The sequence below is a fragment of the Salibacter halophilus genome, assembly GCF_008806325.1.
In the GTDB taxonomy this organism is placed as follows: Bacteria; Bacteroidota; Bacteroidia; order Flavobacteriales_G; family Salibacteraceae; genus Salibacter; species Salibacter halophilus.
On sequence record NZ_WACR01000003.1, the window covers coordinates 113,352 to 138,079 of the forward strand.

Below are 24,728 nucleotides of genomic sequence, written 5' to 3' on the forward strand. Positions count from 1 at the left end.
TTTTTATTTGTGCGTAAAATGGTCGGCCAATAGCTCCGCCTGTTTAAGCACAGTTTCAATAGCTTGCGGCTGCTTATCAGGGGGATAGCCGTATTTATTGAGCGTCCTGCGTACCAATACCATAAGTTTAGCGCGAACGCTTTCTTTTATCGTCCAATCAATTGTTGCGTTGTTCCTGACCTTCTCTGTGATTTCCCGTGCAATCATCCTCAATGTATCATCCCCTAATACCTGCACCGCACTGTCATTAATTTCGAGTGCATCATAAAAAGCCAACTCGTCTTCATTTAAGCCCATTTTCTCACCGCGCTTGTCGGCAGCTCTTATCTCCTTGGCCAGGTCAATCAATTCCTGAATGATTTCTGCTGTAGTCAGAAGACCATTCTGATACTTCTTAATGGCTGATTCGAGCATTTCAAGAAGCTTCTTGCTCTTGACCATATTGTGCTTTGTCCGCACCCGGATTTCATCATTCAGGAGCTTCTTCAGGAGTTCAAGCGCAAGGTTCTTGTGTTTCATTCCCTTGATCTCCATTAAGAAGTCTTCACTGAGAATAGATATTTCGGGCTTCTGAAGTCCTGCTGCATCAAAAATGTCTACCACCCCATCAGAGCTAAGGGCTTGGTCTACCACTTGCTTTATAGCGGATTCCATTTCAGCATCCGAACGACCACCGGAGGTGGGAGCATCAAACTTCACCAAACGAGCTTTTACTGCCTGAAAGAAAGCCACATCGTCTTTCACTTCCAGTGCCCTTTCATTTGGAACAGACAGAGCAAAGGCTTTACTCAGAAGTGTAACCTCCCTAATAAACCGTTCTTTTCCCTTGTCCAATCCAAGTATGTGTTCTTCAGCTTGGAGGATAATCCCTAATTTTTCCTTCGGTGAAACTTTGAAAAAGCGCTTATAATTAAAGGTGGTGGCATTTTCATAGTAAGCCTGTGGCTCCTCTACAGTTATTTCGTTTTGAGAGCGGCTTTGCTCCGCGAACATTTGCCGCACCACCTCCAGCTTTTCCATGAGCATCTCTACGGCCTTTTCTTGTGTTTCAGTAGGATCACCTTTTCCTCCTGAATCGGAGTAGAATGCCAATGCTTTTTTCAAGTCTGTAGCAATGCCCAGATAATCCACTATCAAGCCGCCAGGCTTGTCTTTAAATACCCGGTTCACCCTTGCAATGGCTTGCATGAGGTTGTGACCCCGCATGGGTTTGTCCACGTACATCGTGTGTAGGCTTGGTGCATCAAAACCTGTGAGCCACATATCGCAAACAATAACCAACTTGAGTGGATCATCAGGATCTTTCATTCGGTTAGCAAATGCCTGACGTTCCTTTTTAGTGGTGTGGTGCTGCTCCATTTCAGGGCCATCAGCACTGGATGCCGTCATTACTACTTTTATGGCTCCTTTAGTAAGGTCTTTTTCATGCCAATTGGGGCGACATTTTATTATTTCAGTATAGAGAGCAGCAGCAATTCTTCGGCTCATGCTGACGATCATTCCTTTACCCTCAAAGACCTCCTGCCTTTTCTCAAAATGCGTGACGATATCGCTGGCAAGGTTCTTTAACCTGCTAGGGTGACCAACAATGGCCTCCAGCTTCGTCCAGCGGCCTTTTGTCTTTTGCTTTTCTGTGAGGTCGTCTTTTTCAAGCTCCTGATCAAGTTCCTCAATGATTCGTTTCCCTTCTTCATCAAGGTTGACCTTGGCCAATCTGCTTTCATAAAATATCCGCACGGTGGCACCATCTTCTACTGCATCCGAAATGTCATAGATGTCAATGTAGTGGCCGAAAACTGCGGGAGTGTTGCGGTCTTCTGCTTCTACAGGAGTGCCTGTAAAGCCCACATAAGTAGCATGGGGTAAGGCATCACGCATATATTTCGCAAAGCCGTAGGCTATGCGCTGGCCTATAACCTCTTTAGTTTCCTTGTCTTTTTCTTCAATTACTTTAGCCTCAAAGCCGTATTGAGTTCTGTGGGCTTCATCAGCTATAACTACAATATTCCTGCGGGTGGAAAGCTGGTCAAACTCCTCTTTCTTTCGTCCTGTTTTGTTTCCGTCATCATCGAGAATATCATCAGGAAGGAATTTCTGAATGGTAGTAAAGACGATACCACCGGAAGCAACTTTGAGCAGTGATTTCAGATGCTCGCGATCTGAGGCTTGCACCGGTTCCTGCCTGAGTAATTGCTTTGAAGCGGCAAAAGTGTCAAAGAGCTGATCGTCCAAATCATTGCGGTCTGTTATCACTACAATGGTTGGATTGTCCAATTCCTGAACCAACTTACCTGAAAAGAAGACCATCGAAAGCGATTTCCCCGAACCTTGCGTGTGCCATACTACTCCACCTTTCTGATCACCTTCGGGCTGAGAAGCGGCTTTAGCGCTGGTAAGAGCCTTGTTTACCGCAAAGTATTGATGGTAGGCGGCAAGCTTCTTAATCGTTTCAATTTGAATGATCCCTGTTTTGGGATCTTCCTTTCGATCTTTTTCAAAAACAATAAAGTTCCTGACAAGGTCTAAGAGCGTGCTCCGGGTGAGCATCCCTTTTATGGTGGTTTCAAGCTGTGGCTTGAATTTGGAAGCATCTTTGGTTCCGTCCACAGACTTCCAGGACATAAACCGACTAAGGCCAGAGGATAAGGTGCCCGTGCGGCACTCGTGCCCATCTGAAATTATGCAGAAGGCATTGTAGTTAAATAGAGAAGGAATGGTGGCTTTGTAGGTTTCAATCTGGTTGAATGCCTTCTTTATGGTGGCATTTTCATCGGCTGCACTCTTTAATTCCATGACCACCAGGGGCAGGCCATTTACAAACAGGATGATGTCAGGCCGCTTGGTGTTGTTGTTTTCAATTATGGTGAATTGATTGACTGCAGAGAAAGTATTGTTTTCAGGGTTGTGGAAGTCTATCAACCAGCAATAGTCATTCTTTTCCTCCCCATTTTCGCGGTACGTAACCGGAACGCCATCGGTAAGGAGGCGGTGAAAATCTTCGTTGTTTTTGAGGAGGTCTGGAGACTGAATGCGCTCCACCTGCTTTACCGAATCAACAATAGCATCATGGGGGAGGTGGGGGTTAATCCTGATCAGTGCTTCTTCTAATTTGGAAGAAAGCACTACATCACTGTAATCCTTGCGCAGCGGTGTTTCACCGTCTGCAGCAATGGATGGCCCATGATAGTATTCGTAGCCCTGATCCTCGAGTTCTTCCAGGGCGTAAAGCTCTATGTCTGATTCGGTAATTTTTCCCATCTCTGTTTTAAATCTTCTGTCAGCGTGAAGATTTCAGGATGGAACCTTATCTTTGAGCTATCTTACCAACCAGGTGTTGGCAAAGAATAAAAACCGTTCAGCAAACCTGAGCGGTTTTGGCGTTTTTAGAAGTCCATGACTGAAACCTTCAGTTCATTTAATCAAATTCCACTTTCTCAAAGAATTGTCTTCCCTGAGAGTGGCGTACTAATCCTTTATGTTGCAACCTGCCAACAATAATGGCAGGGTGTGTATTAAATTTCTCCGCAAACTCATGGATCATCTCTTCATCCAGTGGAGCAGCGTCAATGATGGTTTGCTCTTCCTCTTCGGTCAAAAGCCACTTGGCCGCAAAGTCATCAGCTTCCTGTTCCTTCTCCATATCCTTATCTGAATATTCCACATCTTCAAGAAAAATGTCCTTTTTGCGGTGGAGGACAATGTGCCCGGCTTCGTGAAAGAAAGTAAACCAAAATATATCATTTCTCTTGTGACGGCCTGTAAGCTGAATTAAAGGGTTGTCATTAATCCAGCGGGTTGAGCCATTGAGAGGGGCTTTAGGCAAACATGGCGTTTGCACCACTTTTACTCCAGCCTCAGCGCACAAGGATTGAAGCTGATCAAAGAAGTCATCCGGGTGTTTGGCCATCAGTGTCTTGATCTTTTCCAACTGCGCTTTAAATACCTTTTCATTGTATTCCGCTACTTCTAATTGACCCGCTTGAAGTTGGCCCATACGTAGCCATGCTGAAATTGCATAAGGCTGGCTGGTGCTGGCCAGGGATATACGGAAAGCAATTTTCAATTGTTGCTTAAAATAGTATTGCTCCCATGCTCCATGATTGGCAAAACCAAAGAACTCTAAGAGTTCTGCAGCTTTGTCTTTCCAGGTGGTTCGCTTAGTAATCCAGCCACAACGAGCCATTGCAGCCACGGGGAATGATTTCGCCCATTCCACTGCCGCTTCAATGGCTTCTTCATGCTTCACCCGTGCTTTGTACTCATCATAGCTTTTTTGATGGTCCATCCAGAAGTGTGCGGGAATCTTGGTTACATTTTCAAACTGGATAGCCATATCAGGCGTAATGGAGCTTTCGCCTTTCAATACAGCGATAATGGTTTTCTCAGGCTTACCAACGCGAATGGCAAATTCCTTCGGGCCCATGCCCATTTCTTCCAGTTTCTCTTCAAGGGTTTCTCCGGGATGGGGTCTGGATTGCGGGAAGTATTGATTTTGCTGTGCCATGTTTACTTCTCTTTGTGATAGTTGATAATCTCTATTACTTCAACTCCAACAATTTCGAGCCACACATACTGACCGTCTTCATTGGTAGGGATGGGGTCTTCATGTGGTTCAAAGATCAACCGGTAAGGTTGGTCGAGATCACATGCCCATTGCCCTTTCCGATCATTTCTCAGTTCGTGATAATTGCCCGGCAAGTCACGAACGTCCTCCAATGTAGTTGCATCATCTAACTGGGCTAATCTTCTCCTGAGCACTTTAGCTCGTACTTGCCCCAGCTCTTTCTGCATCTTACGGTCATTGTTGGCGAGCATCTCTAATTTCTTGTTGGCAAAAGTAATGTTCACTGCAAAAGTAAGGATTTTTTAATTAACAGAAAGTGTAAGTTGTAGAAAACAAGTTAACCAGAGCGCTTTAACCATCAGGAAAATTCAGTTCATAATCTGACATGTCATCGGATATGCGGATCCATACAGCTCCATTGGGTGACCTGATAAATTTTTTGTCAGTACTTATCCAGCCAAACGTCTCATAGCGATCTTCAAGAAGTATGGCAACCTTCATTTCCATTTCCTGTAACTCATATAGCGAAAGGCATTCCCTTTGCCCTAAATATGTGTTGCAGACAGCATGGCCCCAGCCTACGTTTACGGGTATGTGAGTAAGTGAGTGATGGAGAAGCGGTTTCAAGTGAAAGAGATTTACAACTGTAGAACGAGTGGAGTCTATTAGCTGCATCGAAGCATTAGAAAGTGCATCTGCTTCCTCAAATGAAATTGTATCGTGAAGCTCTGAATATCTAAGAATTTTTTGACATAAAGGGCAGCAGGTTAAGCCTCTTCGCATTGTGCCGTTTTTCTCAAATATGGAAGTATCTATAAGATTTTCATCTGATAAAATTGCAATAAGATGTTCTGCTTGACTAGTAGTATAAGGACTGTTGTATGTATTTATGATGAAATAGGCTAGAAGACACTTACATAAGTAATTGGTCTCCTTGTCAGCATACTCTGCAGCAAAAATTCCCTGTGGAGGTCCTTCGTCCTTCTTTTTATCACTTCCCGATGTAGATAGTCTCAGAAGATAGTGACCTACATCTTGGACATGCTTACCTCGCTTTTGAACTTTACTTCCATCATGTTCTAAATGCCTAATAGACCATGATGAAAGTGGAGGAAATGATTTAAAACTTTCCCATGTCCTGTAAAGGACATAGGCATTATCGCCAACTACAACCTTACTTTCTGGGTCCGTAAATTGAGCCTTAGGTGTATGTTTGGACTCAAAGTACTGTTCGGGGTATAGGCGAATAACATACCCGTCTTTGTAAAGCGACAAGCTTTCATGTGAAAGTTGTTCGTACGGGATTACAACCTGGTTGTTACGATTGACATGATTCTGATAACCTCCTTTCTTTCCACCACGAGGAGTAGCAAAACCAGCCTTAGAAATTTTATTTTTGTCAACCTTTTTAAAAAATCCCCAAACATTGGGATGATTTTTATGGCTTCCTTTATGCCCTTTTAATAGTCGACAGCTTTCTTCTTCACAAATTTCTTTGGTTAGCAAAATGATTAGACTTTTAGGGGTTCGATAGGTTGGTTTACGTTGATAGCACCAGAAAGGAGTAACAATGTGATCTTATCAAGTAACTGCTCCAGTTTCCGGTTCTGATCTCTTAGTTCGTTTAATTCTTCAGGAGATGAGTGAAACATCTCCAATGGAACTGCTAGCTTAACCTGGAATTGAAGAGCTTTTAGAATGTTGATAATGTGATCTTGTGTAGATAGGCTTGGAACGGCAACCTGAAACTCAAATAGATCACCTTTATACAGCTCATCATAGGTAGACCCATTTGCAATTGCATGAAGATATTTTGTGTTTGCCTTGAGCCAATAAGCCAAATACAAGGGACGAATCTTGCTATTTACTTGAAAGTTAAGGAAGCCTTGATTAGTTGCCATTGGTGTCGTGTTAACGGCTACCAAGCCAACTGGAGCCCTCTTTGTTAACAAAACTGAGCCAGCAGGCATGAGTTTAGCTGCGGATTTTGATAAGCCTAACTCACTAATCTTTCTCTCGGTTGTTGATACGTATAACTGAGCATTGTCAGACAACTCCTTTGGCGTTAACCATGGAATATCACCTTCCCAGTAATCCTTATTCCGTGTGCTAGGGGTTCCACCACTATCCACTGAGGCGATAATTCCTTTCGTGGATGGCGATAAATCATATACTGGCCAGTTTTGCTTGTTTGGTAAATATGGTTCAGCCATTATAAAGTTCTTTAAAGAGATTTACTGAATTTTCTGTGATTTTCACGATCTGCTCGGAGCGACTGTTAATCTCACCGATTTCCTGACTTATCCAATCCCATGAAATGTCCTCAACTTCCATTTTATTGAATCCTACGTAACGACCTGGGACTAAGGCGTTATTGTGGCTTTTAATTTCATTAAGTGTGGCTATACGGCAGAATCCAGATTCATTTTTGGGAGACTTCGATTTTGTTCTGAATGAATGGTAGGCATCTGTTATTCGTGAAATGTCCTGTTCAGTGAGAATGCGTTGAGTTCTATCTACTAGAGTGCCTAATGATCGTGCATCTATGAATAGTACTTCGCCAGCTCTATTGCGATATTTTGAATCGCTTTTGTTTTTAGCGATAATCCAGATTGAAACAGATATTTGAGTATTGTAGAAAAGTTGAGTGGGTAATTTAACAATACAGTCGACTAAATCATTTTCGATCATATTTGCACGAATCTTGCCTTCTCCTGATGCATTCGAAGAAAGTGCTCCATTGCTTAACAAAAAGGCAGCATATCCAGAAGGTGCTAAATGATAAATAAAATGCTGAATCCAGGCGTAGTTAGCGTTAGATGATGAGGGAACACCGTATAACCATCTGCCATCTGTCCTTAACAAATCTCCACTCCAGTCACTATCATTGAACGGAGGATTAGCAAGAATGTAGTCTGCTTTGAGATCTTTGTGCGCGTCATTCAAAAATGATCCTTCGGTATTCCATTTGACATTTGAACTATCGATTCCTCGGATGGCAAGATTCATCTTACATAGACGCCATGTCGTCTGATTGCTCTCTTGCCCATATATCGAAATACGATCTTTGGGGTCAATTTTTAAGTTATTTTTTCCAGATGCGGAGTAGTGATCCGCATGAGAGGCTACGAACTTTTCACTCTGAACAAACATTCCACCAGAACCACAACAAGGATCAAATACCCTTCCTTCATAAGGTTCAATTAGTTCGACTAAGAGTTGCACAATGCTCTGTGGAGTGTAAAATTGCCCACCTTTTTTACCCTCAGCTATAGCAAATTGGCCTAAGAAATATTCATACACCTGACCCAATAAATCTTTTCCAGAGCTTTGAGTAGTATTTTTATCGGCCATAAATTCAATTGTGCCGATTATATCAATTAGTTGACCAAGGCTCTGTTTATCAAGGTTTTCGCGAGCATATACTTTGGGAAGAACACCTTTGAGTGAGTTATTGTCCTTCTCAATAGCCTCCATAGCTTCATCAACTTCTTTACCTATTGAAGGCTGTTTGGCTTTTGACATTAAGTATGGCCAACGGGCTTGGGGAGGCACATAAAAAACTTTTTCAGCTAAATACTCATTTTTATCTTCTGGGTCGGCTCCCTCGTACTCGCCAGCTCCTTCTTGAAGCTTCTCATGGAGTTCTTTAAAGGCATCTGAAATGTATTTTAAGAAGATAAGCCCCAGCACCACGTGCTTATACTCCGCAGCATCCATATTCTTACGGAGTTTATCAGCAGTTCTCCAAAGTTTATTCTCTATGGAGTCAAAATGATCCTTACTTTCTGTTTCAATCATTAGATGTTTCTTTTAATCGTTGTTCCACATAGCGCATGGCCTCCATAGCCAGCGGTTCATGGGAAATGTCATCTGCAATTTTATCTGCCAGCCAAAGGAGCAGTAATTCCTTTTCAGGTACTTTCAAAATAGAGGAAAGGCGGTTCACCTGATCGCGGTTGGCCTTGCGCTCACCTCTTTCCAGTTTGCTTACGAGGGCTGTGTCCACTTCCATAGCCGCTGCTACTTGCCTAAGCAATAAGCCTCTTGATTCACGGAGTTCTCGCAGCCTGGCACCCAAATAGTTCATTACCGTAAGATTGACTTGTCAGATTCTGTCAAATCTAAGTAAAACATTAGAAATAATCGACTAAAGAAGAACAAACGTTATCAACAGGAAATGAACCTGAGCGCAGCGAAGCACTCCGGTTCATTGACAGCAGGAAGTTCGGTTAAACATCATTGTACTTTTTGGTAATGGCCCGTCTTCGGGCACTCCACATAATCAGGCTGCAGTTTCTTTAGAAAGTAATCTACTGACCTTGCACTGAGGTTTAATTGCTTGCCTAACTCCACAGCCTCAGCCCGTTTGAAAGTGGGAGGGAGCATTTCAAAAAGCTTCCGTTTGTTATCACCTCCACGGAAAGGCTCTGCGTCTTCCTGCTTGGGCAAGTTGTGAAACATCAATAGACTGTGCTTCAGGTAGATGTTTGAAAGCTGCAACGCAGCTTGAAAATCATCGTCCAGGCATTCCTGCTTTACGGTCAGCTCCCCGTTTTCAAATTTTCGTAGAGCGGTAAAGATCATGGCGATGCGGTAGCAAATGAGGCCAAGCCTTTTTACTACGCTGGTTGCTTCATCACTGATGAAGCGGTCCACTTCTTTCAGCCAAAGACCGAAGGTCTTGTTGAGCTGATCCCATTGCTCGCGAGTTAGCTGCACTTCGGTGTCAGAGCCTTGCAGGAATTGGTGCATATCATGCACCCGTTTAGCAAGCCTTTCAAACAGTTCTGTCAGGTTTACCTGGCTACCAAATGGCGAAACATCACGCCAAATCTGCTGCGTTTTGAAGGCATAGAAGATAAAGCGGCTAAAAAGGCCATCTTCAGCAGAATTGATAAGGTTAGGCACTTGGCTGGGCGTACCGGATAGCGCAACTGAAAGTTGTGGGGCTTTTACTTCCACATATTCATTATTGGTTTTGCGGCTACATGAGATTTTCTCATGGTGGAAAGCTTTGCGCAGCATATCAGAATAAGAACCCCATTCCTGTTTAAAGATATTGCCCATGGTGTCAGCCTCCGTTTCGCAAATGATGCCAGACCCGCCATTTTCTTCCAGGTGCCAAAGAATTTTGGCGTTGCTGGTATTGGCGGGAATGTAGAGCACTTCATATTGAGGCTTCTCCGGTGGTTCGGTAGCGGGTTCGCCTTTTTTTCGGCTTTTCTGCTCCATTTTGTGATCTTCCAGTTCCAGCTCATAATCTTTCATGCGCTGTTCGCTGGCCGTTCTCATGTGCTCATGAATGCGGTCGCCCAGGTTCTTTGCGGACAGCAAAGAGCCTTTGCCGCTTGCGGCTGGGGCGATAATGAAAGAGAAAAGGTTCGGATGAACTGTTCTCTGAGCATAGATGCCTGTTACATTCGGTAAGCATCCACTGAGGATGCAGAGGGCACCGGTCAGAAAGACATCCCGCTCGCGGGAGTCGGAAAAGCCAGAGGCACCTTCCTGAAGGATTTCAGGCAAAGCCTGATAGACTTCATCGGGAATGGTAGGGGACTGCAGTAGGTAATCTTCTTCCTCTTGTTGCCGGGCATGGTTTACACCATTTGAAGCGTTTGCAAACTTTGCAAACTCGTGGGAATGGTGGTTGTAGGCACTTTTTACAGCCGCTTCAATTTCCTTAAAGCTTAGGTCATAGCGGTTTCCGATCAGTTCCCGTGCTTCCATTTCTTCAATACCGGCACGGTTGCAGTTGGAGGCCAACAGGTAAACGAAGTTGTTCCTGTTGCCTTCTGCATAGCTCATCTTTTGCTCGGTGAACTGGATGCAATTCTCAAAGGAAGTACTGACCTCTTCGGGTTGTTCATGATGGTTTACCGGAGTGGGCTGAGGGGGAATCGTAGGTTCTTCAACCTCAGCTCCCGGAAGTTCAACATGAAACTTTTTGTGCTTCAGATTGCGGTAGCATTCAGGATCAGAAGAAAAGAAGCAAAGGCGCGGGATGTCTTTCCCGGAACGATCCAGCTTTAGCTGGAGAGCATTTTCATAATAGGTGGCTACCTGCTCAAAGGCTTCTGCATGGTGTTCCTGTTCGCTGTCCACTTCAATGAGAATTTTCAAGCCCTGTCCACTTGGGCTGCGAAAGCAGCAGAAAGTGTAAGGCTCGGAAGAAGCTTTGTCAAAAGCTTCTGAGAGTTGCTGGTCTGAAAGCTTATCGAGGTCGAGAATGATGAACTGGCTATAGCGAAGCAGCTTGTCTGCTGCGCGGCCTCCTTCAAAGGTTCCCGATGGAGTGAATGCAGGCAGCTTCTTTTTGAGAAGATCTGCGTTTTCCCGGTCGCCACTGTAAAGGAGCTTGCGGATTTCGTGAATCTGCTCTTCATAGACACCTCCCTTGATGTCTTTAGTGATTAGTACAAGTGATTTATCCTCCACCTTTTGGGTGAAGTGCTTGAATATTGTTGATGTTGCCATGTCTCAAGATTTTGAAGTTGCGTTAATACCTGACCTGGAAGGTTGTCGGTGTTCTTCCAGCATTTTCACGATGTCGCTCATGCGGTAATAGATCTTGTTGCCGATCTGTGAGTAAGCAATTACACCTTCATTCCGCCAGGACTGAGCGGTGCGCTTACTGATGTACATGAGTTGCAGAAATTCCTGATTGTCGAGAAAGACATCATCAAGGTTGGTCTGCTTGGTGTGAAGGGCCGCCTCAATGTTTTTGAGGCGGTCCATGATTGCTTTGAAAGCTCTGTCGCTTAATTCGATCTTCTCCATGGCTAGCCCCTCCGTCCTTTGGTTACCAAATAGTCAGCGGCTCGCTTCTCGATGTCATCCGCTGAGGTCTGGCGGTTGCGCTGCAACCATTCATCCAGTTCCTTGCGATTGAAATAGAGGCGTTTACCTTGCGGACAGAAATGCGGGATAGCCTTGGTGCTCGTAAGCTTATAAAGGTGGCTCTGACTGAGCCCCAGGTATTGGCTTGCTTCGTTGAATGAGAGAACTTCTTTTTGAAGGATTCCCTGCTCTACAATCAATTGCTCGATCTTGTCGAGCCTTTCGATGATACTATCTTGAGTGTTCATTTTACTCTTGATTTTAAAAGTTTACAAAAGGGTTTCTTTTGTGCCTTTCACTCGCCCGAAACAAGGCACTGGTTTCAGGCGAATGATCAAGAGCAAATTGAGCGCATAGTGAGCCCGTAAACAGTGAGATATTTACATCTCACTGAGTTAGCTCCCTGAACTCACTGTTTTTTATTGCAGTTCTTTCAGAATGTCGTCTATGATGGGTTGATTTTTGGGGTTGGCAATCTTGTTGGAGTAGAGATTTTGCTTGTTGATCCGCGTGTTTTTCTTGGAGTAAAAGATTGCTGCCTTATCGATGGTGGAAGGTTTCAGATTGGTAAAGTAAGGCTCCAGGCGGTCAATGATGTATCTGAATTGGGTGGTTTCGCAGTCCAGGTGAATTTCCGGTGCTGTAGAGGTCAGTGATTTTGCAGTTAGTACATGCAAAAGATCTTCCGGAGTGGACTGGTCATCCTTCAGCAGTTCAACCTTCAGGTTGAGAAGCTTAATAACATTCTCAAGCTTCTTGGGGTCTCCGGTGAAACCAAAGCTAAAATCCTGGTTAGCTGTCAGGATAGGTTTTGGCTTTTTGGGTTTGTCCTCATGGTTTAGCACTTCCTGCAGTTGTTCACGAAGCTGGTCCAACTTTACAGTTGAATTTATGTAGTCAGACTCAGGGACTGGCTCACTGAGGTATTCGGCAAAGATTTCTGAATCTGTGGCCGGTATTGGATCAACGTATTGCGGGTAGAGTTTGTCGGTTTCAAGGAGTAAGCGAATGAGCGACCATTTCAAAACGTCCAGCACGTATGCGGAAAGTTGATCGTTCTGTAAGTCAGATTTTATTTCTGCTAAGTCCCGGAGCTTGTCAATCACTCCGGCACGGAGTGAGTTGATCAAATAATGGCGGTCGGTATCATCCAGGTCGCGAGTAATGGCATTAAACAGATTGGCGGTGGTCCGGGTGGCTTCGTTCTTTATTAAGTAGTGATAAAAGCGCGAGGTGATGTCGAATGGCTCCGGGAGTTCAATTTCAATGAGCGGTTCCGTGATGTTAAATTCCAGTCTGCCGGGAGGCTGCTGGAGATAGACCGTCAGCATTTCATCATTCAAAAGGTCGGGGTTCTCACTGAAAATCTTTTTGAGCACAGCGAAAAACTCATCCATTGAGTTTTGAGGCTGGAAGAAAGGTTTGGTCATGACCTGTCGGTAATATTTCTCTGTGCGCTGGTTCTTCCAGGGGCGCAGGTCGCCCCGCAGAATGCTGTTGAATATTTTGAGCTTCATCTATAGGTCTAATTTGATTCGGTTGGCGGCTTCCTGCTTTTTCTCGTCAATAATCTTAGCATAAATCTGAGTGGTTTTCAACTCACGGTGGCCAAGTAGTTTTGAAACGGTGTAAATATCAGTACCCAATGAAAGCTGCAAAGTAGCGTAGGTGTGGCGGGCGCAATGGAAAGTGATGGTTTTAGAGATTCCTGCTTTCATCATCCATTGTTGCAGTTTAAGGTTGTGCCAGGCACTGTATTGTAAGCCTCTGAACACGCGCTCTGTTGGGTCTCGCTTTTCACCAAGGATATTTCGGGCTTGCTCCGAAATAGGCAGGGTTTCGGCTCCCTTGGTTTTCTTCTGCCGGAAACGGATATACCAGCCGTTCTTTTCCGAGTGTTGCACCTCAGACCAAACCAGCTTATTAATATCAGACCAGCGGAGGCCGGTAAGCGCACTGAAAATAAAAGCGTCTTTAATGATGGGAATTTCACATTCGGTATTTGCGGCCGCTTGCAATTCCTCCAGGGTGAGAAACTCCCGCTGAGGCTCGGCTTGCTTAAAGCCTGAGACCTGATCCGCAGGATTCCGGGCAATGATTCCATCTTTGAAGGCTTGCTTCAAAGCGGCTCTTACCTTATTGAAATAGGAGTAACAGGAATTTTGAGAAAGCTTTCTCTTGGCCGGTGTTTCAGCTTCATGCTTCAGGTAGTCCTTAAAATCCTCCAGCCACTGCTTGTCGATCTCTGAGAAAGTAACATCATGCTTTGCAAACTTCTTAAGGTGCTTCAACGAGCTGTCCCAATTGTCATAATTGCCTTTGCTGTCCTTGCGTTTCTCCATTAGGTGCTCCATGTACTTAACAAAACTTCCCTTGAGTTTGGAGCTGTCCTGCATTCCATAAACACCATTCTGAACCTCTAAATGGCGCTTCGCGCGGATTGTCTCCGCCAGGGTAAGGGTATCTTTATTCTCCTTCTTCTGCTCCTTGGTGAGCTTTCCTTTCTCCGGCTCAGGGTACAGGTACAGTTGCAAGTATTCATAAGAGCGTTTGCCTTGGTGGTAGTAGTCAAGGTAAAGGCTGATTTTGTCTCCTTTCTTCCGTTGTCTTAATGTTACTTTCATAGCTGCTTATTTAAATAATTGGTTGATGGCTTCTCTTGAAATGATGGTGCGCCTGCCGATTTTAGCGGCCTTCAACTGGCCGTTGTCGATCATTCGGTAGATGGTCCATCGGCTGGCACCTAATAGCACACAAACATCTTTTACGCTCAGGAAATCCTTGTTGGAAACGATACCGGTAACGGGTGCTTTGTGTTGCTCCTGTTCAATGGCACCTTGCAGCTTCTCTTCGCGCTTGCGCTTCTTGTAGTTCATCTTAGCGCAGCGGTCAGAGCAGAACTTTGTAACTGTTGTTTTGGCAACAAAGGTCTCACCGCAGTGGTGGCAAGTTTTCTCTATTCGGATATTACTGCTCATGTTGCTTGATGTCGCTGGCTGTTGCCTGGAGTAGCTGCTTGTTGCTCTATGTAGCAAGATTTCGCTACCCCCTTAAAATCTGTTGCCCGGAAACAAAGGCAACAATGATGGGCAACAACTGTACATCAAATATAAGCAAAAAAGAGGGGTTGGGCAACAAAAATAAGAAGTGAATTATCGTTGAAACCCAGTAATAACAAGGGTATGACAAACAAAAGAAAAGTAATTACTTTCCGATACAAAAATTACTGAAGATATTCCCCAACAAGTCATCAGTTGTGATTTGACCGGTGATTTCTCCCAGGTAGTGGAGCGACTGGCGGATATCCGTCGCGATAAAGTCGCCTGTGATGCCGGTTTCCAATCCTTTCAATGCGTTCATCAATGAAGCATCGGCTTTGGTGAGTGCTTCGTAGTGTCGGCTGTTGGTGACCATGACATCGCTGCTGCTCACTTCTTGTGTCTCGATCAGATCCACGAGTTTATTGGACAGCTTTTCCACATTCTGATTGTCTTTGGCTGAGATCAGGATCATGTCGTCAAAGTCTTTGTATTGGGCTCTGACCGTTTCCTCGTCTTGCTGATCGATTTTGTTTCCAACCAACAACAGTTTTGCTCCGTTGCGCGATAACGGTTCTTCCAGTTCCTTGATGACATCGCGCAGAGTAGAAGGAGTGAAGGTGTTCACATCAAACATATAGACCACTATAGCTGCTGTCTCAATTTGTTCGAGTGTCTTTTTCACACCAATCGCTTCCACTTCATCTTGCGTTTCACGGATTCCGGCTGTGTCGATGAAGCGGAAAATAACTCCGTTCAAAACAGCTTCATCTTCAATGGTGTCGCGGGTTGTTCCTTCAACTGATGATACAATGGCCCGCTCTTCTTTCAGGATTTGATTGAGTAGAGTACTCTTACCAGCATTCGGTTTACCGGCAATGACAACTGGAACTCCGTTTTTGAGGACATTGCCAACTTTAAACGACTCGATCAATCCCTGAGCCAGCTTGTGGACTTTTAAAATGAGGTCTTTCAATTCTGACCGATCAGCAAATTCAACGTCTTCCTCGCTGAAGTCGAGTTCGAGTTCAATCAAGCTGGCGAAATTGATCAGTTCTTCGCGGAGTTTGCCAATTTCGCTTGAAAAACCGCCTCTCATCTGTTGCATGGCGAGTTTGTGGGATGCTTCACTCTCGCTGGAAATGAGATCGGCAACGGCTTCGGCCTGACTCAAATCCATTTTCTTGTTCATGAAGGCTCTCAGCGTGAATTCACCTGCATTGGCTGATCGTGCTCCGTGATCGAGCAACAAATTGATGATTTTTTGACGGATGTAGGGCGATCCGTGACACGATAATTCGATTACATCTTCACCGGTGTAGGAGTTGGGACCTTTGAAAACCGAAACCAGGACTTCATCCACGAGTACATCATCTTCGCGAATAGTGCCAAAATGAATGGTGTGCGAATCGACTTTATTCAGATCCTTGCCCTTGAAAATGGTATTGCAAATTTCAATAGCTTTAGGGCCTGAAATGCGAATAACAGAAATGGCAGCAGGGCCTGATCCGCTCGCGAGAGCACAAATTGTATCTTCAGTGTTGCTGTGCATGATGTAATCGATTCAAATGGAAAATTCAATGTGCAAAATTGCTAAAAACTTGCGGTTCAAGCGACTTTCAGCTATGAGTTTATGGGTTGCTGTGTTGGCTCTGACCGTGAGTTGTGCAAAGAAAATTGAAAAAATTGATAATTATGAAGTGCTGGAATTGCCTGTTGATGGTCAGATCCGGGACTTGTTACTCGAGGGCGATTCCCTCTGGATCGTGGGCGGAAATCACGGCTCACCGTTCTTTCTCAATTACCACATTTCACGGGGCGAATTTCGAATCATTGATGTTGGTGATTTTCCTGATATTTATTCGATTTCCCGAAACGGAGATGGATTTTACCTGGGGCTAGAAACATCTGATTTATTGATCGTTGACGGAAACCTAAATGTTATCCCACATTACACGGAGGAGAAATACTGGATCAACCAGCAACACAAACAACCGCTGAGAGATGCAGTTGTGGCTGATAGTCTGCATATTTTCGTTGGAGGCGGAGATTTGCGGTTTGGTGTGATTCGAAAAGGGCTGGAGGACGTGCAGTTCGTACAATCAGAATACATGAACGATTTACGCGGAATCGCCCAGAATGACAAATGGATGTATGTCGTGGGAAACGGAATCATTTTGAGATCGGGAGATAATGGTGAGACATGGGAGCGGAGGGAGACGACTCCGGCTTTTTACACATCCATGATCTTTGATGAAACTGGCCGTTTTGGCTACATGTGTACCTTTAACGGAGATATTTATTCGAGCGATGATTACGGTCAATCCTGGGATCGATCAGCAAAGGCTCGAAAATTTTTCAGGGACGGGTTTTTCCTTGAGAGAATGGCTTACACTGATTTAGCTGTTGGTCACAACGGCTCAGTTGCTCTTTGGAGTGGTGACGAGTGGCAGTTTGAAATGCTCGATGTAGAAGATGATTTTTACGATGCCGCTAAGTTTGGAAACAGGACTTATTTTGGTGGTTCAGGCAGATTGATAGTTACAACGAACTAGTCTTTCTTCCCAAAATTTACGCCCACACACAACTCAAGGAAATCGGCCTGTACAACCATGCTTTTCACTTCCAGTCCCGCATAGAGATTCCAGTTTGGCGCATCGTATGGATTTTTGAAGTAATAGTGGACTCCGTATCGCCCGGAGACACGTTTTTTCAACCGATCCATAAATTCGTTTTCTGTCAGGAAATCAAGCCAGTAAGCCAATCCCGGATTGTGAAAATTATAACCCGCCTGCAAGTAAACGGCCCAGTGTCCGTAAGCAACTTCGTATCCGGAAAAAGCCATTCCCAGCGTGCTGTTTTCAAAGTTTGCCTCGGGTGTGTCAGGATCGTCAACAATTTCATAGAGCGCTCTGTGACCACGGTTGTAGTGTCCTTCCAAACCAATTCGCAACCGCCCGATATCAGAAACTTTCCGCTGAGCGTAGAGCTGAGTTGTATAAACCGCGTAGAGCGGTCCGTTCGTTGGTGAAATGGTTTCGCCCAGTTCGTAAAAACCATGCCCCAGGCGAAAACCGTATTGCCATTTATCAAAAAGATTGTCGAGTTTACGGTCAGATCCCTCAACAGCCGTCTTTTTACTAAACCGATAACGTACGCCTAACTGCCAACTCGGTATGTTAGCACCAACATTTGGGAGAGCCGTGTGACCATTCGATGAATGATGGAAAGCAGCTCCGACAAACGCATTTAGCTCATCAGAAAAGGAGTAGTGGAGCCTCAGGTAAGCTGAAACCCAAAACGCAACACGCGATCCCATGACGATATTTTCTTCGTTTTCGAGATAGTTGTACGGATTGGTAAATACAGCTCCGCCCATACTCAATCCCGGCTCCCAGGTTAAAACATGATTGATCTTTTGCGGAAAAAGCATGGTGTACTGCCCGGTAAATGCATGACCGAGAACTTCTTTATTACCCAAATCAAAAAATCCGAATGTGAATCCGTGTAGTGAGTTACCAAATTTACTCCTGTACGATGTGGAGTCATTTGTTTTGCTCAGCCAGCTCAAATTAATGGCATTCACAACATTTGACTCAGGCGATCCCGGATAGATGTCGATCAACGATCCACCGTTGAATGATTGCTGGAAATAATGAGTTCGCTCAAGGTTCTGACCGAAAGAAAAAAAGCTTAAAATAAAACTTGCGGTAACAGTTAGTAATAGTTTGATATCTATTTTGTTACGTATTAGCATTTATGTTTTTGATAAGCACGTTTTCATTAGATCGCTCCATGCCTGACTGGAGTGTTTCATAATGATTTTCGATCTCTTCAAAAGCTTTTTCGTCTTTGACAGGAAAGCCGGATGCACCCAGTTCTTCAATCGCAGTGCTGAGATCGGTGAGTTTGAGGTTGTGAATATCGCGTTTGGGAAGATAAGCACGTGTTTTATCATCTTTTGTAGGCGTTTCAGCTATGAAGTTTGCCCGATTGAGTTTTGTGAGAATTTGCCTGATCATCCTCACCGGGATACCCAGCTCATTGGCGAGTTCTTCTTCAGTGACTGGTTTTTCGCCATTCATAAAACGATGTATGACTTTGTGCATTACTAAAATAGTGAGCTTTTTCGTAAACTCGATGCTCACTTCACCCATTTCACTTTCGTACTCGTATTGATCGACATTTTCATTGGCGAAGGCCAGTTCAGCTCCTACCATGACAATAAGCCAACTCGTTTGTAGCCAAATGAGAAAGAGGGGCAAGGCTGCAAAACTACCGTAGATGGCGTTGTAACGCGAAACTCCAACTTGTAATGTGATATATGCCCACTCGAACAGCTGGAAACATGTACCCGCAATTACGGCCGCAATTAGGGCTGACTTAATGCTGACTCTAGTATTCGGCATTACGGTGTAAAGGAGAACGAATGCTAACCAAATGAGTATGTAGGGTGATAGTTTAAATAGAAAATGAACGAGCGGACCAAAAAAACCGATGATTTCAAATTGTTCGGCAAGAGTTTCAAACTGTGACTTGATGTAAACTGTGGCACTGCTCGATAGCAAAATGAGGACAGGCGACAGAATCATTATCGTGAGGTAATCAGTAAACTTACGAGACCATGACCGTCCGCTGGAAACTTCCCACACATCGTTGAAAGCATCTTCAATACTGATGAGCAATCGCATGACACTCCAAATCAACACAACAACACCAATACCGGCTATGAGTCCGCCCTGTGTGTTTTCGAGCATGCTTTCAGCAAAATCGACTACTTTTAGCCATACTTCGCGGTTATTGGAAGCATTTTCAAGAACCATATCATGGAGTCTGTCCTGAAACCCAAACCCTTTTGCAATGCCAAATATCATGGCAATTACGGGTACTATTGATAGGAGAGTGTAGAAAGTAAGTGCTGATGCTTTCTCCTGGATTCGATTTTCAAAAAAACCGCGACCTGCAATGACAAGTATGCGACCCTGTTTGAAAAAGAATGCCTGCCAGGCACTCATTTTACTCAAATCTTTTTCCCACAACTTGTGGAGAAAAAAGTGTTTCAACTTATCGATCATACCTGCGAAGATACAATTGATTTAGATTTATCATGATCAGTATGGAGAACAGAAATTATTAACCCTAATTGAGGTAGAATTTTTGTTTGAGAGCTTCTTCCTGTTTAAATAAAGCATTGACAATATTGAGGTGGTTGAGTAAAATGTTTTGTTGAAGTTTTGCCTGAGGAGTTGATATAAGCTTGTATTTCTCCATCATTGTGAGTTCACACTTGTTTGCGAGCTCGTAAATACTCATATTTTTACTAAACGAATAGCTGGGATCGTGCTTGAGTTGCTTCACAGAATACTCAAAATAAGCGTTGAGAAGATCATCATTGATTTTGCTGCGCTCTCGCTTTACGGGCTCAATTTCAGCATTATCGTACAACGAGTCGTTATTATCAATGTTTTGAACGTGACGGAATACATCTTCACCGATGATTTCGACATCAAATCTTCCATCGTGATAAGACTTGGTTATTTTGTTCACCCTTACTAATGAGCCATATTCCCTGTTCATCTTGAGAGGCAAAAGAATTCCAAACGGCTTTTCTTCATCAATTGATTCTTTGATCAAAGCCTTGTAACGAGCCTCAAAAACATGAAGGGTTGTTGACTCACCGGGCAAAACAACCAGAGGCAAATAAAACAGACCGATATCATTGATCTTCTTCGTCATATATTCTCTAAACGTCTATATGTCCTATTTGTTGATGGCTTAGCTTGTCTTTTGTCAATCGCGAAGTAAAACCAAATGCTACCAATAGCATAGCAGAGTACATCGAAATAATCTGCTATATATTGGTCACTTTCATTTGGTAACCACCATTCAAAAACCAAACTGACAGCTAAAAATGTAATAATGATATTGAAAATACCCAAAGCGTGATTTTCATCTTTAAATACAATGTATTTCATAGGGATGAGCGCGAGATGTAAAATAATTGGCAACGCCAGTAAATCATTGAGGTAGCTGTTGATCAAAGAGCTGTTCAAGCCATCAAACCACCCTAACTGATTCATTGCGAAAACAGAGTAGGGAACAAGCATTAAGCCGTGTTGCCTCAAAATCATCCCACTGCCCATGTCGTAATCCAAATTAAGAAACTCACAATTGCATAAAAAACGAGCTGACCAGCCTGGACAATCTTTTTGAAAAACTTCACAACAGCATTGTCTGAATCGTGAATTTTGATGAGTTGTGGTTTGAGAGGATCAGGTACTTTAGATCTTTTGAGCGATTCGCTCTTATCTTTTTCGCGCAAAATCTTTCCACAAATCTCACAGGTTTCTTTACTGGCATCAACCCATGAGCCACAATGTTCACATTTAATTTGATGGTCGCTCATTCAATTAATTTGCAGCAAAATTAAAGGTCGTTTTAGTTACCTAATAATCATTTGCACATTTTGTTTGAATGGATTGGTCAGATCCGGCATTATTGTTGAAAACATCTTGATTTTTCAGTTATTGTGACAATTTATTGGTTACAATAAATAGGCTACCTTCGTAACATTCATTCAGCCCCCATTGAAAGATGAAAATGCTTCGCATAGCTTTAATCACAATAATTGGCCTGTTTCAATTTCTGAATGGTCTCAGTCAGGTCACTTCAAATGAGCTCAATGATAAATTAGAGAATTATCGTCTCAGCAAGCTCGAAGGCGATACTGCGAATCAAATTGAAGCCCTTCACGAAATAGCAGTACATCTCAAGCGAGTGGGAGAGTTGGATAGCTCAATTATTTACCTCAAAAAAGAGCTCGAACTGTCAAAGCTCAAAGGCGATACCTACAACTACATTCGTAGTCTCAATGCTTTGGGTATAGTTGAAAAACAACACGGAAACTTTTCAAACTCTGAAGAATACTACAACAGAGCACTGCTTTCACTTGGCAATGATGGCGATAGCCTTTTACTAGCAAAAATCCACAACAATCTTGGCTTGGTACAAAAGCTAGAAGGAAAAGTAGATGATGCTCTTTCGAATTTCATTCACTCTATCAGAATTAGAACCGAGCTCAAGGACTCGGCCTCGCTAGTAGTTGCTCATAACAATCTGGCTTTACTCTACATGGAAATTGAAGACTTCAATGATGCTATCGATCAGCTTCAATTGGCCAAAAGAGCCTGTCGTAATTATGGATCTGACTATAAAATGAGCATCATTGATCATAATCTCGGACTCAGCTATTTGGGGCTCAACTCAATAGATGATGCAATTTCTTATCTCACAAAAGCGAAAAAAGCCAGATCAACCTTCGATGATCCAGTAGGAAAGGCATCAATAGATATGAGTTTTGGGAAATTATGGCTTCAAGAAAAGGAATACAGCAAAGCATTAGATGTTTTAACAAAAGCTCAGCATGTTTTTATATCAAAGAATTCTGAGAAACTTTTGGATGAACTCTACTACCTGAAGGCGATGACGCTCAAAAAGGTAGGTCAATCAGATTCTGCTTCTCACTATTTTGAAATGAGTATCGAACAGGCCGAAAAGCATTTAGGTTCCAGGTTTTTAGTTAAAAGCTATAGGGAAATGGCTCTGTTGAAAAAGAAACAGGGCGATTTACAATCTTCCAATTATTATTTGAGCAAGCTCATTCAGGTTCAGGACTCGCTCAACGAATTGGAGATTCGCAAAAAAGCTTCAGAACTAGAGCATCAGTACAATAGTCAAATCAAAGAAAAGGAAATTCAATCGCTGGAAAAGGTGAACCGACTCAATGAGCGACTCAAAAAGCGCAACTTTTGGTTTTTCCTTATAACCGCAATTCTGCTCATCGTGGCTGTCGTTTTTGCTGTTTCGCTGTATTATGAAATGCGCTCGAAAAAAAGAGTTGCTGATGAACTCACTAAAACCAACAGGTCTTTAGCCAGATCTAACTCTGCTCTGAAAAGGGCAAATGCCAAAGCCGAGGAAGCACTTCAAATTAAAAGAGATTTTGTGGCAGCTGTAAGCCATGAAATTAGAACACCAATGACATCTGTTATCGGTATGACAGAGCTATTAGCTGATACACCGCTCAGCAACGATCAAAAAAAGTATCTCAAAGTAGTGAAAAACAGCAGCTCCAGCCTGCTAGTGTTACTCAATGATATTCTCGACTTCTCTAAAATTGAGGCTAAACAAATCAAACTGCACTACGAGGAAGTACAACTGAAACCTCTGTTAAGTGAGATAGAGTTGTTGCTCAAAAAAGAAAAGAAGGAGAATGTTGAGTTTGAGTTAATTGTCGATAACGATGTACCACAGTTCATTTATATCGATCAAAACAGAATGAGGCAGGTTTTGGTGAATCTATTGCACAACGCGTTTAAGTTCACACATGAAGGAAAAGTTCAACTGACAGTAAAGCCAGGAAAAAAAGAAAAGACGCTCAATGGCTATCTGTACGATATTGTATTTCAGGTAAAAGATACCGGAATTGGAATTTCAAAACATAAACTCAAATGGATTTTTGAGTCTTTTCATCAGGCAGATTCTTCTATCTCTAAAAATTACGGAGGCGTTGGTTTAGGGTTGTCAATCACGAAAGGACTTGTAAAGCTCATGGGAAGCGATCTCAAAGTTGAGAGTAGAGAAGGTGAAGGAACCACTTTTAGTTTTAAAATCACTTCAAAAGGAAAAAACAAACATCTTGAAAGTGAAAACTTCACTAGCATTGAAGATGATTCAAATCCGGGAATATCATATCCATTGAATATACTCATAGTTGACGATAATAAGATCAACCGTGAAATGCTCGATATTCAGCTCCGCAAAATGGGCTATAAACCACTTATAGCCAAAGATGGAGAAGAAGCAATCAATATTGCTGTCAATCGACAGCCCGATCTCATTTTCATGGACATCATGATGCCCGGAATCGATGGAATAGAAGCAACCCGAAAAATAAGGGAAAAGCTCAAAGATGAAAGCCCCATTATAATAGCTCTTTCTGCCGATACTTTTAGTGCGCAATCACAAAGCTCTATGATTCACACTTTTGACGATTACATGAGCAAACCGTTTTTTGCACAGGGTCTGCTTGAAGCAATCAAAAAATGGTACGGTAAAACGAAAACTTAAGCCTTATTTTTCTTGGAGCCGGCATACATCTCATAAAGATGGAGTTTGCACTCAATTGACCCGTTGAACATCGGTACTTTTTTGAATGGTCGTAATCCAAAGTGTTTGAGCCCTTTCATCGATCCAGAAAATACTGCGGCTTTAAATCCTTTGAATTCCTGTTTTAACAAGTCGCCAATTGCTTTGTGCAACTCAACAGCGTCATCTTCATCAATTCGCTTTCCGTAAGGTGGATTTGCCACAAAAAGACCTGGTTCACCTTTTGGCCTGCAATCTTCAAAGTGATTGCGTGTAACCCTCAGTAAATCCGGTTCAAGTCCCAACTTAATCCAGTGTTCACGAGTTGTGTCAACTGCTTCCTGGTCACGGTCAGAGCCGTAAAAGCGAGCTTCTATTTCCTTTTCTTTATCTCTAAGATCTTCCAACACAGAGTACCACAACTCACGGTCAAAGTTCTTCCAGTTTTTTAAACAGAAATCTTTGCGATTGACATTGGGAGCAGTGTTTGAAGCGATAAGTGCCGCTTCAGTCAGGAACGTTCCCGTTCCGCAAAACGGATCGTAAATATCGACAGATCCGTCATAACCGGCTAACTTCAGAATTCCGGCTGCTAATGCTTCGTTGAGCGGAGCACGCAAGCTTCTTGTTCGGTAGTTTCGTTGATTGAGTGGTTCACCGCTGCTGTCTAGCGCAATATCGACCTTATCCTGGCGAATCAATAAGTGAACGCGAACATCGGGTCTCACTTTATCGATGCTCGGTCTTTTACCAAACTCATTTCTGAACCGATCGGCAATAGCATCTTTCACCTTGAGAGCAGGGAACTGGCTGTTGCGCATCAAATCTGAAAAGATCACACCATCGATGATGAACGTTTTATCAACATCGAAATAGCGGTGCCACGGAATTTTGTAAGCTCCATCGTACAAATCGTTTTGGTTCTGAATAGTAAATGAACTAATCGTAACCAAAACTCTCAAAGCCGTATTACAAGCCAAATTACAGCGGTAAACCGTTTCGAGGTCTCCTTCACAGGCCACAGCACGGTTGAGAACTTCGATATTCTCACCGCCACAGGCTTTTACTTCCTCAGCCAGAACTGATTCCAGTCCCTGGTGAGTTTTTACAACAATTGATAGTTTCTTTTCCAAATCTCA

The 24,728-nt window shown here is 43.3% G+C and carries 22 protein-coding genes; 2 read left to right on the forward strand and 20 right to left on the reverse strand.

The window, feature by feature from the left end; all coding sequences use genetic code 11:
* Positions 1–3: 3 nt before the first annotated feature.
* The 14 genes from F3059_RS04045 to mnmE form a co-directional block, all read right to left on the reverse strand.
* A complete protein-coding gene (locus tag F3059_RS04045) occupies positions 4–3,258 on the reverse strand; it encodes a type I restriction endonuclease subunit R (protein ID WP_151166751.1) in 3,255 nt (1,084 codons plus the stop codon).
* Positions 3,259–3,415: 157 nt separating this feature from the next.
* Positions 3,416–4,504: a HigA family addiction module antitoxin gene (locus F3059_RS04050; protein WP_151166753.1), complete on the reverse strand. Its 1,089-nt coding sequence runs from the start codon at positions 4,502–4,504 to the stop codon at positions 3,416–3,418.
* A 2-nt stretch (positions 4,505–4,506) separates the two neighbouring features.
* A complete protein-coding gene (locus tag F3059_RS04055; RefSeq protein ID WP_151166754.1) occupies positions 4,507–4,848 on the reverse strand; it encodes a type II toxin-antitoxin system RelE/ParE family toxin in 342 nt (113 codons plus the stop codon).
* A gap of 67 nt (positions 4,849–4,915) precedes the next feature.
* Positions 4,916–6,070, reverse strand: a complete 1,155-nt coding sequence (locus F3059_RS04060) for a hypothetical protein (RefSeq protein ID WP_223274536.1) — start codon at positions 6,068–6,070, stop codon at positions 4,916–4,918.
* Positions 6,071–6,075: 5 nt separating this feature from the next.
* A complete protein-coding gene (locus tag F3059_RS04065) occupies positions 6,076–6,777 on the reverse strand; it encodes a restriction endonuclease subunit S (protein ID WP_151166756.1) in 702 nt (233 codons plus the stop codon).
* Complete coding sequence (locus F3059_RS04070; RefSeq protein WP_151166758.1) at positions 6,770–8,365, reverse strand: type I restriction-modification system subunit M; 1,596 nt, start codon at positions 8,363–8,365, stop codon at positions 6,770–6,772. The genes F3059_RS04065 and F3059_RS04070 overlap by 8 nt, the downstream gene beginning before the upstream one ends.
* On the reverse strand, positions 8,358–8,654 hold the full coding sequence (locus tag F3059_RS04075) for a helix-turn-helix domain-containing protein (protein WP_151166760.1): 297 nt from the start codon (positions 8,652–8,654) through the stop codon (positions 8,358–8,360). Before F3059_RS04075 ends, F3059_RS04070 begins: the two co-directional genes overlap by 8 nt.
* Positions 8,655–8,803: 149 nt before the next feature.
* Positions 8,804–11,041: a DUF3987 domain-containing protein gene (locus tag F3059_RS04080; RefSeq protein WP_151166761.1), complete on the reverse strand. Its 2,238-nt coding sequence runs from the start codon at positions 11,039–11,041 to the stop codon at positions 8,804–8,806.
* Positions 11,042–11,044: 3 nt separating this feature from the next.
* Complete coding sequence (locus tag F3059_RS04085; RefSeq protein ID WP_151166763.1) at positions 11,045–11,344, reverse strand: helix-turn-helix domain-containing protein; 300 nt, start codon at positions 11,342–11,344, stop codon at positions 11,045–11,047.
* Positions 11,345–11,346: 2 nt separating this feature from the next.
* A complete protein-coding gene (locus tag F3059_RS04090) occupies positions 11,347–11,652 on the reverse strand; it encodes a helix-turn-helix domain-containing protein (protein WP_151166765.1) in 306 nt (101 codons plus the stop codon).
* Between the two features lie 171 nt (positions 11,653–11,823).
* Positions 11,824–12,921 carry a DUF6617 family protein gene (locus F3059_RS04095; protein ID WP_151166767.1) on the reverse strand — a complete coding sequence of 366 codons (1,098 nt, stop codon included), beginning with the start codon at positions 12,919–12,921 and terminating at the stop codon, positions 11,824–11,826.
* Positions 12,922–14,028: a site-specific integrase gene (locus tag F3059_RS04100; protein WP_151166769.1), complete on the reverse strand. Its 1,107-nt coding sequence runs from the start codon at positions 14,026–14,028 to the stop codon at positions 12,922–12,924.
* A gap of 6 nt (positions 14,029–14,034) precedes the next feature.
* On the reverse strand, positions 14,035–14,382 hold the full coding sequence (locus F3059_RS04105) for a helix-turn-helix domain-containing protein (protein WP_151166771.1): 348 nt from the start codon (positions 14,380–14,382) through the stop codon (positions 14,035–14,037).
* 226 nt (positions 14,383–14,608) lie between these two features.
* Positions 14,609–15,994, reverse strand: a complete 1,386-nt coding sequence (mnmE, locus tag F3059_RS04110) for a tRNA uridine-5-carboxymethylaminomethyl(34) synthesis GTPase MnmE (protein WP_151166772.1) — start codon at positions 15,992–15,994, stop codon at positions 14,609–14,611.
* Positions 15,995–16,022: 28 nt separating this feature from the next.
* On the opposite strand from mnmE, the gene F3059_RS04115 reads away from it, so the two are divergent.
* A complete protein-coding gene (locus F3059_RS04115) occupies positions 16,023–16,997 on the forward strand; it encodes a WD40/YVTN/BNR-like repeat-containing protein (RefSeq protein WP_151166774.1) in 975 nt (324 codons plus the stop codon).
* Here the strand turns inward: F3059_RS04115 and F3059_RS04120 are convergent.
* The 5 genes from F3059_RS04120 to F3059_RS04140 form a co-directional block, all read right to left on the reverse strand.
* Positions 16,994–18,199, reverse strand: a complete 1,206-nt coding sequence (locus tag F3059_RS04120) for an acyloxyacyl hydrolase (RefSeq protein ID WP_151166776.1) — start codon at positions 18,197–18,199, stop codon at positions 16,994–16,996. The genes F3059_RS04115 and F3059_RS04120 overlap by 4 nt on opposite strands.
* Entirely contained in the window at positions 18,186–19,517 is a 1,332-nt protein-coding gene (locus tag F3059_RS04125) for a YhjD/YihY/BrkB family envelope integrity protein (protein ID WP_151166778.1), read from the reverse strand. The genes F3059_RS04120 and F3059_RS04125 overlap by 14 nt, the downstream gene beginning before the upstream one ends.
* Before the next feature lie 64 nt (positions 19,518–19,581).
* Positions 19,582–20,178: an LON peptidase substrate-binding domain-containing protein gene (locus F3059_RS04130; protein WP_151166780.1), complete on the reverse strand. Its 597-nt coding sequence runs from the start codon at positions 20,176–20,178 to the stop codon at positions 19,582–19,584.
* The gene (locus tag F3059_RS04135) at positions 20,175–20,522 is read right to left on the reverse strand and encodes a hypothetical protein (RefSeq protein ID WP_151166782.1); all 348 of its coding nucleotides are present in this window, start codon (positions 20,520–20,522) and stop codon (positions 20,175–20,177) included. The genes F3059_RS04130 and F3059_RS04135 overlap by 4 nt, the downstream gene beginning before the upstream one ends.
* Positions 20,523–20,569: 47 nt before the next feature.
* Positions 20,570–20,848: a hypothetical protein gene (locus F3059_RS04140; protein ID WP_151166784.1), complete on the reverse strand. Its 279-nt coding sequence runs from the start codon at positions 20,846–20,848 to the stop codon at positions 20,570–20,572.
* Positions 20,849–21,042: 194 nt separating this feature from the next.
* Between F3059_RS04140 and F3059_RS04145 the strand changes: the two genes are divergently transcribed.
* Complete coding sequence (locus tag F3059_RS04145) at positions 21,043–23,571, forward strand: ATP-binding protein (protein WP_170265029.1); 2,529 nt, start codon at positions 21,043–21,045, stop codon at positions 23,569–23,571.
* Here F3059_RS04145 and F3059_RS04150 read toward each other — a convergent pair.
* Complete coding sequence (locus F3059_RS04150) at positions 23,568–24,722, reverse strand: THUMP domain-containing class I SAM-dependent RNA methyltransferase (RefSeq protein WP_151166788.1); 1,155 nt, start codon at positions 24,720–24,722, stop codon at positions 23,568–23,570. The two genes, F3059_RS04145 and F3059_RS04150, sit on opposite strands and share 4 nt — an antisense overlap.
* Positions 24,723–24,728: the final 6 nt, after the last annotated feature.

What these genes read in the sequence shown, in the direction of transcription:
- F3059_RS04125 (WP_151166778.1), bottom strand. Translation starts at nt 19,517, where the DNA reads ATGATCGATAAGTTGAAACACTTTTTTCTCCACAAGTTGTGGGAAAAA.
- F3059_RS04100 (WP_151166769.1), bottom strand. Translation starts at nt 14,028, where the DNA reads ATGAAAGTAACATTAAGACAACGGAAGAAAGGAGACAAAATCAGCCTT.
- F3059_RS04075 (WP_151166760.1), bottom strand. Translation starts at nt 8,654, where the DNA reads ATGAACTATTTGGGTGCCAGGCTGCGAGAACTCCGTGAATCAAGAGGC.
- F3059_RS04115 (WP_151166774.1), top strand. Translation starts at nt 16,023, where the DNA reads ATGTGCAAAATTGCTAAAAACTTGCGGTTCAAGCGACTTTCAGCTATG.
- F3059_RS04120 (WP_151166776.1), bottom strand. Translation starts at nt 18,199, where the DNA reads ATGCTAATACGTAACAAAATAGATATCAAACTATTACTAACTGTTACC.
- F3059_RS04050 (WP_151166753.1), bottom strand. Translation starts at nt 4,504, where the DNA reads ATGGCACAGCAAAATCAATACTTCCCGCAATCCAGACCCCATCCCGGA.
- mnmE (WP_151166772.1), bottom strand. Translation starts at nt 15,994, where the DNA reads ATGCACAGCAACACTGAAGATACAATTTGTGCTCTCGCGAGCGGATCA.
- F3059_RS04090 (WP_151166765.1), bottom strand. Translation starts at nt 11,652, where the DNA reads ATGAACACTCAAGATAGTATCATCGAAAGGCTCGACAAGATCGAGCAA.
- F3059_RS04080 (WP_151166761.1), bottom strand. Translation starts at nt 11,041, where the DNA reads ATGGCAACATCAACAATATTCAAGCACTTCACCCAAAAGGTGGAGGAT.
- F3059_RS04140 (WP_151166784.1), bottom strand. Translation starts at nt 20,848, where the DNA reads ATGAGCGACCATCAAATTAAATGTGAACATTGTGGCTCATGGGTTGAT.
- F3059_RS04085 (WP_151166763.1), bottom strand. Translation starts at nt 11,344, where the DNA reads ATGGAGAAGATCGAATTAAGCGACAGAGCTTTCAAAGCAATCATGGAC.
- F3059_RS04145 (WP_170265029.1), top strand. Translation starts at nt 21,043, where the DNA reads ATGCTTCGCATAGCTTTAATCACAATAATTGGCCTGTTTCAATTTCTG.
- F3059_RS04065 (WP_151166756.1), bottom strand. Translation starts at nt 6,777, where the DNA reads ATGGCTGAACCATATTTACCAAACAAGCAAAACTGGCCAGTATATGAT.
- F3059_RS04135 (WP_151166782.1), bottom strand. Translation starts at nt 20,522, where the DNA reads ATGAATCAGTTAGGGTGGTTTGATGGCTTGAACAGCTCTTTGATCAAC.
- F3059_RS04130 (WP_151166780.1), bottom strand. Translation starts at nt 20,178, where the DNA reads ATGACGAAGAAGATCAATGATATCGGTCTGTTTTATTTGCCTCTGGTT.
- F3059_RS04095 (WP_151166767.1), bottom strand. Translation starts at nt 12,921, where the DNA reads ATGAAGCTCAAAATATTCAACAGCATTCTGCGGGGCGACCTGCGCCCC.
- F3059_RS04045 (WP_151166751.1), bottom strand. Translation starts at nt 3,258, where the DNA reads ATGGGAAAAATTACCGAATCAGACATAGAGCTTTACGCCCTGGAAGAA.
- F3059_RS04070 (WP_151166758.1), bottom strand. Translation starts at nt 8,365, where the DNA reads ATGATTGAAACAGAAAGTAAGGATCATTTTGACTCCATAGAGAATAAA.
- F3059_RS04105 (WP_151166771.1), bottom strand. Translation starts at nt 14,382, where the DNA reads ATGAGCAGTAATATCCGAATAGAGAAAACTTGCCACCACTGCGGTGAG.